Source organism: Candidatus Omnitrophota bacterium (assembly GCA_018894435.1).
Lineage (GTDB): Bacteria > Omnitrophota > Gorgyraeia > JAHIPI01 > JAHIPI01 > JAHIPI01.
Window position 1 is genome coordinate 19,687 of sequence record JAHIPI010000074.1, and the last position, 13,780, is coordinate 33,466.

10 protein-coding genes and 1 riboswitch are annotated in these 13,780 nt (G+C 45.7%); of the genes, 1 reads left to right on the plus strand and 9 read right to left on the minus strand.

Translation table 11 applies throughout. The features are described 5' to 3' along the window. Window positions 1–65 precede the first annotated feature (65 nt). The 7 genes from KKI13_05975 to KKI13_06005 form a co-directional block, all read right to left on the minus strand. Complete coding sequence (locus tag KKI13_05975; GenBank protein MBU4488594.1) at window positions 66–404, minus strand: exosortase system-associated protein, TIGR04073 family; 339 nt, start codon at window positions 402–404, stop codon at window positions 66–68. A gap of 93 nt (window positions 405–497) precedes the next feature. Continuing rightward, window positions 498–1,133, minus strand: coding sequence for a riboflavin synthase (locus tag KKI13_05980; protein MBU4488595.1), 636 nt, complete (start codon window positions 1,131–1,133; stop codon window positions 498–500). Continuing rightward, window positions 1,133–2,239, minus strand: coding sequence for a bifunctional diaminohydroxyphosphoribosylaminopyrimidine deaminase/5-amino-6-(5-phosphoribosylamino)uracil reductase RibD (gene ribD / locus KKI13_05985; GenBank protein ID MBU4488596.1), 1,107 nt, complete (start codon window positions 2,237–2,239; stop codon window positions 1,133–1,135). Before ribD ends, KKI13_05980 begins: the two co-directional genes overlap by 1 nt. Further along, complete coding sequence (locus KKI13_05990) at window positions 2,214–3,071, minus strand: PHP domain-containing protein (protein ID MBU4488597.1); 858 nt, start codon at window positions 3,069–3,071, stop codon at window positions 2,214–2,216. Before KKI13_05990 ends, ribD begins: the two co-directional genes overlap by 26 nt. 47 nt (window positions 3,072–3,118) lie before the next feature. Next, a complete protein-coding gene (gene nusB / locus KKI13_05995) occupies window positions 3,119–3,532 on the minus strand; it encodes a transcription antitermination factor NusB (protein ID MBU4488598.1) in 414 nt (137 codons plus the stop codon). A 14-nt stretch (window positions 3,533–3,546) separates the two neighbouring features. Beyond that, window positions 3,547–4,011, minus strand: a complete 465-nt coding sequence (ribE, locus tag KKI13_06000; protein ID MBU4488599.1) for a 6,7-dimethyl-8-ribityllumazine synthase — start codon at window positions 4,009–4,011, stop codon at window positions 3,547–3,549. A gap of 19 nt (window positions 4,012–4,030) precedes the next feature. Next, window positions 4,031–5,227, minus strand: coding sequence for a bifunctional 3,4-dihydroxy-2-butanone-4-phosphate synthase/GTP cyclohydrolase II (locus KKI13_06005; protein ID MBU4488600.1), 1,197 nt, complete (start codon window positions 5,225–5,227; stop codon window positions 4,031–4,033). 188 nt (window positions 5,228–5,415) lie between these two features. Then, window positions 5,416–5,539: riboswitch (FMN riboswitch) on the minus strand. Window positions 5,540–5,629: 90 nt separating this feature from the next. Here KKI13_06005 and KKI13_06010 point away from each other — a divergent pair. Beyond that, entirely contained in the window at window positions 5,630–6,877 is a 1,248-nt protein-coding gene (locus tag KKI13_06010) for a diguanylate cyclase (protein ID MBU4488601.1), read from the plus strand. A gap of 11 nt (window positions 6,878–6,888) precedes the next feature. On the opposite strand, the gene smc is transcribed toward KKI13_06010, so the two are convergent. Both smc and KKI13_06020 read right to left on the minus strand, forming a co-directional pair. Continuing rightward, window positions 6,889–12,315 carry a chromosome segregation protein SMC gene (gene smc / locus KKI13_06015; protein MBU4488602.1) on the minus strand — a complete coding sequence of 1,809 codons (5,427 nt, stop codon included), beginning with the start codon at window positions 12,313–12,315 and terminating at the stop codon, window positions 6,889–6,891. Between the two features lie 173 nt (window positions 12,316–12,488). Further along, window positions 12,489–13,691, minus strand: coding sequence for an electron transfer flavoprotein subunit alpha (locus tag KKI13_06020; GenBank protein MBU4488603.1), 1,203 nt, complete (start codon window positions 13,689–13,691; stop codon window positions 12,489–12,491). Between the last annotated feature and the right edge of the window lie 89 nt (window positions 13,692–13,780).

Genomic DNA, 13,780 nt, shown 5'->3' on the forward strand with positions numbered 1-13,780 from the left:
GTCAGACCCTAGTTATGTTAACTACGTTTTTAGGATCTGGCCCTATAAGCAAAATTGCGGCTATTCTATTGTTCGTGCGGAGAAAACAAAAATTCAGGCTCTACAATAGGTGCATAATCGGCAGGGAACGGTATCGGAAAAGTGACTACCTCATAAACCCCTACCAGGGTCCTTGCAAAAAATTTGTAAATTCCGTCTATTAGGCCCCAGCTTCCGGCGGCAACCGGCCCCTCATCATAAAAGGTATCCTGAATTGCTTTAGGAATCTCAATGGCGCCCGTGGCAACATTGGCCAATCCGCGGCCAAGTTTCCTCAGCATGTTCTGGGCAAAACATGTGGATTGTATAGAAAATAGGCCCATAAGAATCACAGATACTATTATGACTACCGTCTTTTTCCCCATTATTTCCTCCGTTTTAAAAGTATCTCTTTATAATTCCTAAACTATATCTATAGTATAATCTAATTTCCCCAAATGTCAAGGGGATAGGGGATATTAAAAGAAGCCGTGCTTTTTCAGAAACTCGGCATCTATATCACCCGAGGCCCTTCCGGCGCCGGCGTGCGCATATTTGGCAAGAATGTCACACTCTATATTGACCTTATCCCCTGATTTTTTGGAGCCTAGCGATGTCTCTTTCAAAGTGAGAGGTATAAGCGCTACCTTGAAAGACCTCTGCGTGATTTCTGCAACCGTAAGGCTTACGCCGTCAACCGAAACAGACCCTTTAGGGGCAATGTATCTCATCTTGTCTTCAGGGATTCGTATTTCAACTTTATAATTGTTTGTCTCTTTTTTTACTGCGCTTATAACACCTACGCAATCTATGTGACCCGTAACAAAATGGCCGGATATCCTACCCCCCACTTTTAACGACCGTTCGGCATTGACTATATCGCGGTCTTTTATATCGGAAAGCGTCGTCGCCCTTAATGTCTCGGCCATAATATCAAATTGCAAAATGTTTCTATCGATTGAAGCGACGGTAAGGCAGGCCCCGTTTACGGCTATACTGTCACCTACTTTTGTGCCAGGGGATAGGTGTCCGGCCTTCAGGTAAAGTTTTACACCGGACATATTCCTTGCCACCCTCTCGACTAATGCCCTCTCTTCTACTATGCCTGAAAACATCAAAACTCCCCTCTTATTACGATATCCGGCCCGCATGTCTCGACTCTGACATCTTTGAGTCCTGTCGCATCTTTTATGGAACTACCTGACCCGCCGCAAGCTGTGGGGGCACTTTTGCCGCCTATTATTTTTGGCGATATGAAAAAATATGCCTCGTCGGCCAGCCGGTTCTTTACGAGCGATGCGCATAATTCGCTTCCGCCTTCGCACAAAAGTGACATAATCCCCCTCGCGTATAGATATCTCAAAAGCGATATCAGTTTTACGCGGCCATTTTCACGCGGCAAAAGAACAACCTCCGCGCCCTTCTTTTCCAGCGACCTCTTCTTCTTTAAAGAAACCCCCTTGCCGCAGGCTATTAAAATGGCGCCGTCGCCTTTTGAGTTTTTTAATATGCGGCTTGCCTTGGGAGTGCGAAGATCGGTATCTAAAATTATCCGTAAAGGCTGTTTCTTAAAAGCGGGGCAATGCCTGTTATTCAAAAGAGGGTCGTCTTTCATCAATGTATTTACGCCCACCATAACAGCGTCATTTAGCGCGCGTAATTTATGGACAAGGTGCCGCGATTCCTCCGAACTGATCCATTTTGAGCACCCATCTTTGTCCGCTATCTTGCCGTCCAGGCTTTGCGCAATCTTTAATGTCACGTACGGCAGGCGCTTTTTCATAAATTTTATAAAAGGGCGGTTGAGGCTCCTCGCCTCATCCTCCAATATGCCGCATTCTGTCTTTATGCCGGCTTTTTTTAGGCAGGTCAGGCCTTTTCCATTATTTAGCGGGTTGGGGTCTTTCATCGCAAAGACCGCTCTTTTTATGCCGCTTTTTATTACCAGATCAGCGCACGGCGGTGTTTTCCCATAATGCGCGCATGCTTCGAGCGTGCAATATAAGGTGGCGCCTCGCGCATCCTTGCCGGCCCGCTTTATTGCCAGGGCTTCCGCGTGCGGCGCGCCTGCTTTCCTGTGGTAATCAGCCGCTACTATTCTGCCGTTCTTCACCAAAACTGCGCCCACGACGGGATTAGGCGCAGTCATGCCGATGCCCTTTTCGGCCAAAGAGAGAGCTATTGCCATATATTTTCTATCTCGCGGGTGGAATATTTTCATTTTGCATTTTTATATTATCTGCTTCCTTTTTCAGGGCTTCCACGAACGAATAAGGGACCTTGACCTTACCCAAAAGGACCTCGCCTTTGCCGGTACCATGGCAATCGGAACCGCCGGTGATCAGTAAGCCGTGCTGCGATGCCATCTCTTCGTAACGCGTCATTACATTTGGGACATGCTCGGTACGGTATACTTCTATGCCGCGAATACCGTCTTCGACAAAACGCGCTATAAGGTCATCTCTGCCCAATACGCGCGGATGCGCCAATACGGGGACACCGCCCAATTTTATTATCATATCTACTGCCTCTTTGGGCGTAAGCTTATATTTTCTAACGTAATGGGGCGACTCATTTCCTATGTATTTTCTGAACGCTTCGTTTATTGACGCCGTAATACCTTCGTTGTATAAGGCTATCGCTAAATGCAGCCTTCCTACCGCGCCCGGCCCGCTCACCTTGAAAACCTTTTCAGCGTCTATGTCCACTCCCGCGCTTTTTAGTTTATCCACCATGGCGTAAATACGCCCGAGCCTCGCCTGGCGTATCTTTTTTAGTTTATCTTCAAACCACTCGGCTTTCCAATCGATAAAATAACCAAGTATGTGTATCTCGAGATTCTCTTCCTCGGCCGTCAATTCTACGCCGGGTATTATCTCCATGCCATATTTCTCAGCTGCTGCCATGGAAGGCGTTATCCCGTCGACCGAGTCGTGGTCGGTAATCGCTATTGCTGATAGCCCCTTTTTATGAGCAACTTTCACGACCTCCTCCGGAGTAAAAGTACCGTCAGAATGAAAGGTATGGACGTGAAGATCCGCAAATTTTTTCACCCCGCTCTTCCTTTCTTTTGAACTCTGCCCTGCAGGAAGGGCGGGGTTCATCTTTTTGCTTTCTCTTTACTTATCTTGTCGAGTATGCCGTTAACGAATTTTCCCGAATCTTTGTCCCCGTACTTCTTTGCTATATCTATGGCCTCATTTATGGAGACCTTCGGAGGAATATCGTCAAGACGAAGTATCTCAAAAGCGGCTATCCTGAGTATGTTTCTGTCTACGACTGCCATCCTGTCTATCTGCCAGTTGGTCGCGTATTTTGTTATGGTCGCGTCTATCTCTTTCATATTTTCGACCACGCCCTTTACAAGCTGGCCTGCGAATTCACTGATAGAATTTTCTTTTTCGGATTCCCTTTCCCAGAAAAATTTCAAAGCATCCGCATAGCCGTCCCCTGTCATCTCTATCTGGTAGAGGATCTTTAGGGCGTATTCGCGCGCTTTTGTCCTTTTTCTCATGTTATAGGCTCCGTTTAGATTTTTTCAAGGAGATTCGCCATCTCAATAGCGCTGAGCGCTGCGTCTCTCGCTTTATTGCCATGTTTCGCCCCTGTCCTCTCTATCGCCTGTTCCAGATTATCGGCGGTTATCACACCGAAAATGCAAGGTATGCCGGTATCAAGCGAAACCTTGGCTACCCCTTTGGCTACTTCGCCTGCTATGTAGTCAAAATGCGGAGTATCGCCGCGGATTACCGCCCCAAGGCATATAACCGCGTCATATTTCTTTGACTTAGCTATTTTCTGCGCCACGATGGGAATTTCAAAAGAACCGGGCACCCAGATTACGTCTATTGACTTGTCATCGGCGCCATGCTGCTTAAGCGTATCGAGCGCGCCCTCAACGAGCTTTGAGCTAAGAAACTCGTTAAAGCGTGAAACGACTACGCCGAACTTCTTATCCTTTGCTATCAGATTGACCTTCACCACGTTTCCCATGTCTACCCCCCCCTTATTTTTATGCTTCTAAAAAGTGCCCTAATTTCTCCTTCTTCGTCGCCAAATACCTCTTATTGACCTTGTTCGGCGATACTACAAGCGGCACGCGTTCCGTGACTTTTAAACCATAACCTTCCAGGCCTATTATCTTCTTGGGATTATTCGTAATAAGCCTTATCTCTTTGAGTCCCAGATCCGCCAAAATCTGCGCGCCTATGCCATAATCCCTAAGGTCAGCATCAAAACCAAGCGCGGCATTTGCCTCTACCGTGTCAAGCCCGCCATCCTGAAGGGCGTACGCCTTAAGCTTATTGGCAAGGCCTATACCTCTTCCCTCCTGCCTCATATAAAGAAAAACGCCTTTGCCTTCTTTATTTATCATCCTGAGCGCGCGCTTAAGCTGCTCGCCGCAGTCGCATCGGTGCGAACCGAAGACATCGCCCGTAAGGCATTCGGAATGGACGCGGACAAGTACCGGGATCTTGCCGCATTCCCCTTTTATCAGCGCAAGGTGGTGCGATTTGTCGATCTTGGATTCGTAAACTACCAGTTTAAATTCGCCGGCATCCGTCGGTATATGAGTCTCTGTCAATTTCTCCACTAACTTCTCGCGCCTTCTCCTGTATTCTATAATCTCGGCTATAGTGCATATCTTAAGGCCGTATTTCAAGGCAAATTTATCCAAATGGTGGCTGCGCGCCATTGTACCGTCTTCATTTAAGATTTCGCATATTACACCGGCGGGATAGAGCGAAGATATCTTCATAAGGTCAACGCACGCCTCCGTATGGCCGGCTCTTACAAGAACGCCGCCTTCCCGCGCCCTCAATGGAAATACATGGCCGGGTTTTACGAGGTCTGCGGGCTTTGTATTTTTACTTCCTAAAAGTCGTATGGTATGGGCTCTATCTTTTGCGGATATACCTGTAGTAATACCCTTTTTTGCGTCAACAGATACCGCCCATGCAGTCTTAAAAGGATCTCCCGGAGACCCTACCATTGAGTAGATACCCAGCCCATCTAGCATAGCCCCTTCCATCGGTACACAGACAAGCCCCCGGCCGTATCTGACCATGAAATTTATATCTTCGTCCCGGACCTTGGACGCAGCTATGACAAGATCGCCTTCGTTCTCTCTCTTTTCGTCATCCATGACGATGACCATTTTGCCGGCTTTCAGATCCCGTATGATATCCCGCATATTATTGGCTTTCATGGCAATCCTTATCCCGCCTCGTAAGAATTATATTCCTCAGACAACCCCGCACTCGGCGGGATTAATTCGCACCTATAACTTATGTCGCTCCATTGCCTAATAATGCTCCATAAGTTATGTGCTCATTAAAAAACAAAACCCCGAAGATATTTCTCCGGGGCATGACAAAATAGTAAAAAACCGCATCTTTTAATCTTCTTTCATCTAGACTTTACTATCGGCCCCGGAATCGCGCCGGGTCTGCCCCGCTATTGCAAGGCTCGTAGGCTTTCACTACCGGTCGAGGAATTCCACCTCACCCCGAAGATTAGTGGTATTATAATCTAAACTTAGTACCGTGTCAAGCGCATTTTTGCATCCTCTTGACATTCCCTTTTTATTGGGGTATATTATATAGTCACTATGAACGGTCCAGACGATAAGTTAAAAAGTACGGGTAAGAGCGCTCAAGAGCTGGCTGAACTTCTCAAGGAGGAGCTGGAGAGGGTGAAGTCTGAACTGCTCCTTCTCTACGAGGTCTCCAATGCCATGCGGACCACCCTTGAGCTGGAACAGATATTATATATCATATTGACGTCCATTACTTCTCATGAAGGGCTCGGATTTAACAGAGCCATGCTCTTTCTGCTCAACGAAAAAGATAAAACGCTTGATGGTAAGATGGGCATAGGCCCCCATAACATAGAAGAAGCCACAAAAATATGGAAGGGTATAGAAGACAGAAAAATGGCTCTTGAAGACCTTATAAACGCTTACGATAATTTCAAGCGCGATGCGAATTCGCAGCTTCATAATCTTGTAAAAAGCATAAGAATTCCGCTCGGCGAAGGACAGGGTGTAATCACGATGAATAAAAACCAGGGTATAATCGCCCTGACTGCTCTCGAGGGAATGTCTTTCGAAATCCTTGCCGAAGAAACGCGCCTAAGCGCTGAAGACAGATACTTAAAAATGCTCGGAACAAAATACTTTGTTACGGCGCCCTTAAAGGCTAAGGATAAGGTCGTGGGAGTAGTATTGGCCGACAATATATTCACCCAAGAACCTATTACTAAAGCCGATGTACGCATGCTCAATCTTTTTGCCAACCACGCAGGACTGGCTATAGAAAATTCGCGGCTTTATGAAGAGACCGTATACTTATCGAATACCGATTGGCTTACAAAATTATGGAATCACGGTCATTTCCAAGTTGCCCTGACAAATGAGATAAAGAAGGCCCGTGAAACCGATATGCCATTAAGCCTCCTCATGATGGATATCGACGATTTTAAAAACTATAATGACCGTTTCGGCCATGTTGCCGGAGATTTTATAATAAAGGAGATGGCGAAAGTTATGGTCGAGGCATCCCGTAAAAAAGATTGCGTCTGTCGCTACGGCGGCGAAGAATTCGCCATCATTCTACCTCAGACCACAAAAGACGATGCCAACCACATAGCTCATAGGTTAAGAGAAAAAGTCCAACAGTACTATTTCCCGAATCAGGAATACCAGCCGAAAAAGGTATTTACCTTCAGTTGCGGCGTATCTACCTTCCCTAAAGATGTTGCGGATAAAGACGCGTTAATAAAAACCGCTGACGCCGCCCTTTACAAGGCGAAAAAGGCGGGAAAAGACCTGATAATAATGCACGAACCGGCTGCTTAGATGGGGATCCCTTATGTGAGGAGTTTCTCTGGCTCGGCCGCCTTCTTCTCTTCGTCCCTCGACTCTACTCGGGACGAACCCTGAGCTTGTGGTTCGACAGGCTCACCACGCTTCAAACCACACTGAGCACCGTCGAAGTGTCGAACGGGTTCCTTCTCTTTCTCTTCCGAAGCCACGGCCTGCGCTCTCGCTTCATCGTGGAATTTGACCGAAACTATTTTGGATATACCGGATTTCTCCATTGTGATACCGTACATAACATCGGCCATTGTGATAGTACGCTTATTGTGGGTGACTACGATAAACTGCGATGTCTTGGTAAATTCCCTTATCGCTTTGGTAAAACGCTCCACGTTAGATTCGTCTAAGGGGGCATCGACCTCGTCCAAAAGGCAGAACGGACTCGGTTTTACTTTAAATATTGCGAATATCAGCGATATCGCTGTAAGCGCCTTTTCTCCGCCTGAAAGAAGGGTGATACTTTGCAATCTCTTTCCGGGCGGCCTGACAGCTATTTCTATACCCGATTCAAGGACATCGTGTTCGTCCAAAAGAAATACCTCAGCCTGTCCGCCTCCAAATAGATACCGGAAATAATTTTTAAATTCAAACTGTATCTTTTCAAATGTCTCCATAAAAAGCTTGCGTGTCGTCTTGTTTATCTTGGATATAGCTTCCTTGAGCGATTCTTTTGCTTTTACGAGATCTTCGCGCTGCTGGCTCAAAAAGTTAAACCTGTCTTCCAGCTCTTTATGCTCCTCTATCGCTACCAGATTTACGGTCCCCATTGACTCGAGCTTGCGCTTAAGCTCCTCTATCTCTCCTCGAAATGATTCCCAGTTCGAAGACGGATCGTATTCCACCTTATCATGGTCTATGTCGACCTTATAAAGTTGGGCCATTCTATTCCTAAGCGTCTCTGCCTTAAAAGATATTTCGGAACTTTTCATGTTTAAGTTGTGGTCTTTATCCTTATCTTCGTTTGACAACTTGTATAGCTCGGCCAGACGCTTTTCTATCATTTCTATAGCCGAAGAATTTTTCTCTTTGTTGGCACTTATTCGCGCGATCTCTTCGGTTATTGTCTTTGCTTCGTTAGATAGTTCGACGACCTCCGCTCCCAGCTCTTCTATCTCCGAAGAAAGCTCGTCCGCCCTTCTCACCGAAGATTCTATCTCGTCTTTTTTCTGCGCGAGAGACAGGCTGTAAGTATTAAAGGATTCTCTTTGGGCTTCTATGTTCTGCGAAAGCGTGGCCTTTTCTTTGGAAATAGCCTGAATCTCTGTTTTGACCTTTGTTATCAGTATTACTATCTCTTCACGCTCTCTGGAAATATTTTTTATCGCTTCTTCGGAATTGACAAGAAGATTATGGGTATTATTCTCCTCCGCCTCGATCTCCACCAAGCACTTTTCCAGGTCGTTCTTCTTGGAGGAAATGTCGTTCACTTCGTCCTGGATTTCTTCCCTTTCGAGATTAAGGAGCGATAACTCCTCGGAGAGCCTCTCATCCTCTTCTCCGACCGATGATAGGCGGCTCTTTTTACTGTGATATTCCGCCTCTTCTTCCCTGAGGATACTTTCTAAGGAGACGATCTTTTCTTCAAGGCTTAAAAGTTTTGCGCTTAAATCCCCTTTCGCCGCTTCCATCTTGCCGATAAGATCCCTCGTGGATTCTATGGCGGAGGAGGCCTCTTTCAGGCGCAGTTCTCTGCCGATAATACCCTCGTCCTCTCCGAATACTCCCGACCCTCCCGCTATAAAACCTCGCGCTAGAACCTCACCCTTTTTAGTCACCAGTCTTACGTTAGCTGAGGAATCCGGAGAAATATAATGTAGTATCTTTTCGGCCTTGTCTACACTTTCAACAAGATAGGTATTGCCAAGAAGTCCTGCCACTACCTTTTTAAGGCTGTCTTTAGCCGTAATGAAGTCGCTTAATCTGCCTACGATATCGTCTTTTGAAAGATGAGATGCCGGGGCCTCGTTCGAATCTGTTATCTCATTGGATACTATGAAAGTTGCGCGTCCTTTTTTGGTTGTCTCCAGATATTCGACCGCCTTTAAAGCGCTCTCTCTGTCTTTTGCCACTATACACTGAATATAATCGCCGAGCGCTGCCTCGGCTGCCCTTTCAAACCCTCTCTTTGCCTCGACCATATTGCCCAAAACACCCTCTATGCCTTCTATCTTTAAATCGCCACTATCAAGCGATTCTAAAAGCGCTTTTGTGCCGCCTGTAAATCCTTCGTGTTTCTTTATGAGGTCTTCCAAAAAAGATTTTTTGGATTCAAGCTTAATAAGCGCGTCCCGTTCTTTCTGCAGCTCATCTTCCGAGGCCCTGACAGACGTAAGAAGCGCTTCTTTTTCGCCAAGTATCCTATCTTTTTCCGCGCGGATATTGTTAAGCCGGTTTTCCGTATCCTTAAAGTCCCTGTCGGCCTCCGCTAGTTTCTCTTTTGCGGCCTTTGCTTCCTCCTCCACCTTTTCCGCTTCCAGGCTAAGACGCCTTAAACGCACAGACCTATTCTGTATATCGCTCGTAAGTTTTATAACCTCATTTTTGGATTTTGACCGCTCTGCCATATAGTTGATGAGGTTTTTACGGCTTTCTATCACATTCTTTTCGCTCGTCCTTATTTCCGCTTCCAGCTCCAAAAGCCGCTTTTCTTCATCCTCCAAAACACGCACTTTTGCGCCTTCTAGGTCGGAGATTATGGCAAATTCGTTTTCAAGCGCTTCTATTAGTTTTTGTGCCGAGAGATGCCTCGATTCTATAGAAGTTATTTCGGCCCTTAAGCTTTCGATCCTTGCCGAGAGTTCGGCAATCCGCTCTTTGTCTACGATTATCTTATTCTTATTCTGCTCTATTAACGACTCCTTGGAGAATTTGGAATTCTGCAGTTGGGCAAACTTCGCGTCTATACCGGCAAAAGATATTCTTTCCGATTCAAGATTTGATGAGAGGTCTTCTATATCGCGGGATATCTTACTGATCTCATCTTTTATTTCAGATGCCTCGGATTCCTTCTCTTCTCTTTCGCGCTTAAGGATCTCATATTCATAAAATGCCGATTTAGATTCCAGGTCCTTAAGGCGGTCAAAACGCTCTTTATAGCGCTCCGCTTTCCTCGCCTGCCTCGTTATTGAATCTATCTGGCGCTTGACCTCTGTAACTATATCATTTACCCTGAGAAGGTTATTATCGGTATCTTCCAGCTTCCTTACCGCTTCCCTTCTCTTGGATTTGTACTTGGTTATCCCGCTGGCTTCTTCAAAAATAAAACGCCTGTCCTCGGGGCGGCTGCTTATTATGAGGTCTATCTTGCCCTGCTCTACGATGGAATATGCCTCGGCCCCTATGCCCGTACCCATAAATAGTTCGTTGACGTCCTTGAGTCGGACGGGGGCCTTGTTTATAAGATATTCGCTCTCTCCTGAACGAAATAACCGGCGGGATACTACGACTTCATCGACATCGATCGAAAGGTTTCTATCTTTATTTGACAGGGTAAGCGAGACCTCGGCCATATTTATCGGCTCTCTGTCATCAGTCCCGTTAAATATGACATCTTCCATTGCGGAACCGCGCAAAGACTTAACAGACTGCTCGCCCAATACCCATTTTATGGCGTCGATAATATTGCTATTATGGACAATGATATCGTTGGCAACGAAGTTGTGGTGCCCTTCAACGGTAAGGTCATAGACCCATTCAGGCCCCTTTACCCGCTCAATTTTAACGATCTCATCCCAATAAATATCTGACCGCGCCAGATTCTTCAGATGATCCAAAATCAGTCTGGCTAAAGTGCTTATCCGGCCATGTTCCTCAATAACACATAATACTTCATTCAGGCCTTCGCGGCTTGCATAACATCTATTCTCGTAATAGGCGCTTAACTTAGGATAAGTCTTGCGCAGTTTCTTGACGTTGATCTTCGTTTCTTTAACCAGCAATTTTACTAACTTATTTACCTCCGGGATCAGGTCCAAATTGGGGTTTCCAGTATAATTTGCATTCTCTATCGATTTCAACCTGGCTGCTTTTACGCCGACAAAATCGAGTCGCCGGACCAGTTGTTTAATGTTATTTATTCCATAGACATACACGGAATAATATTTTCTCTTTTTCTTATCCCTTGTGTTTGTCGCCGCCTTTAGTTTTTCTCTGATAACCGACTGTGTCCCAAACCGGAGCAACAAAGTAGCGATATCCTCCGCGAGGCCGCACGAAGCCGTGGAATATTCTATATAATCGCAATTCTTTCCTCCTTTTCTGTCCGCGGATATATAGCCATCGCCTTCAAAGAGCGCCGAAAGAAATTCGGCGGCAATCTCATCGTCTGCACCGAATATCTGTTTAGGTATTCTTTTTGAAGAAGATTTTTCTCCTATGCCGATACCGAATACTCTATCCAAAAATTTGCAAAGCGCGTGGGAATATACTAAAACGTCTTTTGTGTTCTCTTTATACGAGAAGACTTTCGCTTCTAATCCGAAAACATTTTTGACGCATGAGGCAAAATCCTTGATAAGCGCTTCGTCGCTATTGACAAACCACACCTGGTTTGCGGTGGTATTTCGGCCCTCGGAAAGTACATAGCCCAAGAATCTGGCGATATCCCTGTCAAGTTGAACGGGAATTTTAATCATACCGCATCCCTTGGATTTAATCTTAGTCACGACCTCACAAACATTGGGCATCGCTTGTTTTTTTAACAACTGAGAAAATATTGCGGCATTCAACGCTTGGCCGTCTCCTACTGATCTCAGCTGGTTAAAATTGGCGCCTATATCCTGAGCCAACTTCCCTAATCCATGCGCTTCTTCTGCCAGATTATCAACATAGCACCCAATCTTTTCGGAGTATGGGATATAAACAGAATCTTGCAGTAAAAATTCTTCCAATAACGATTCTACTCGCAAAATATTGTTAGAGTCGTACGGTTTTAATTGCCTCGGTCGCGCTATTTTGACTTTTTCCTTGAGCTCTTCGGCCTTGAGCGAGATAACCTGGCCATCGCGGATACTGAAAAAGGGGTGATAATGGGTGGTTGTTATTGTGCGGCCGCTTTTTGTCTTTACTTTAAGCAGAAACGATGGGGATTTTCTTTTTATGAAGGCAAGAACAGGCTTGTATTCTATTTTCAGGGTGCGGGGATTTAACGAAAACACTTTTGCCTGATCGATACTATCGGAATAAGCGCAGTAACCGTCATCAAGTAGTTTTACCCGCTTATTATTTTCAATCGCTGTCTCTACCAATGGGCCGATTTTTTCCCGTCGGCCGTCAGACAATAAGACCTCTGTTTCGCCGTCCACGCACTTGCCGCATCCGTTTGGGCCTACTACCGTAGTTATTCCGGGCTCGAAATAAAGTTTAGTCTTTTCGGCAAAAGATTTAAATCCTACTATTTCTAATTTTTTAAAATACATAATATCTCTTATTTAAGCTGCCGAGTGTTCGAGTTAGATTATATTATAAATATATACTATTTATTTACAAAAGTCAAGATATGAATAAAACAGAAAGTAAGAAAATAGGCTTCTTAACCTTCTTAATGTAAAAAATGAAAGGATGAAAAAGTGAGATTTATGCATCCGCGGATTTACTTGCCCGTGATTTTTTTAAACGCCTTTGTGAGCTCCGGGACGACCTTGAAAATATCGTCGCAAATGCCGTAAGTGGCGATTTTAAAAATAGGCGCTTCGGGGTCCTTGTTTATAGCTATGATTATTTTTGCTGATTGCATGCCTATCAAATGTTGTATTTGGCCGCTTATTCCGCAGGCGATATAAATTTTTGGGCATACGGTCTTTCCGGTCTGCCCTACCTGGTGAGAGTACGGTATCCAGCCGGAGTCAACGGCTGCGCGCGAGGCGCCTACCGCCCCTCCTATAGCCAATGCCAGCTCTTTTATAATTTTAAAATTCTCCGGGGCCCCTATTCCGCGGCCGCCGGAGACTATTATGTCTGCTTCCGAGAGATTGACCGTAGATTCTATCTCTTCCACAATATCCAGTAGTTTTGTCCTTGACGATAAAAGCGAATCGTCTATCTTCTCTTCTATCAACTCGCCTTTTTTCCCCGCCACAGCCTCCGCTTCTTTCATCACCTTATGCCGCACGGTCGCCATCTGCGGCTTGTGGTGAGGGGTAATGATAGTCGCCATTATATTTCCGCCGAAAGCAGGCCTCGTCTGCAAAAGAAGCTTATCTTTGGGGTCTATATCAAGCCCCGTGCAATCCGCGGTAAGGCCGGTGCCTATCCTTACGGCCACTCTTGATATGAGGCTTCTTCCCATCGTCGTCGCGCCGCATAAAAGTATCTCAGGGGAATATTTTTCTATTAATTTGACGATCGCTTCCGTATATGGTTCGTCCTGATAGGCGCCCAGCTTCGGGGAATCTACCAGATAAACCTTGTCTGCGCCTCTTTCAAAGATCTCGACGGCCTTATCTTTCATATTATTCCCTAAAAGTACGCCGCATAATTTCATCCCCAACTTATCCGCCAGCTCTCTCCCCTTCCCCAGGAGCTCCCACGAGACAGTTTGTACGACGCTCTTCTTCTGCTCGCAGAATACCCACACATCCTTACTTGGCTTGCCGGATACCGGCCGGACTTGGACGGTGTCTTTTTTTAATTCTATCGCCTTAAATTTGCATGGGTCGACGCAGGCGCCGCAGAAATTACATTTATTGAGATCTATTACGGCCTTCTTTTCTTTCATCTCTATAGCGCCAAATGGGCATGCCCTTACGCAGAGCTTACAACCGGTGCATTTATCGAGTATCACCCTTATTGACATCTTTAATACGCTCCGTATTTTTTAACGAATCCCAGCGCCTGATTATAATTTTCAAAACTTATATCCTCAGTGATAGGGCTATCGGCGTG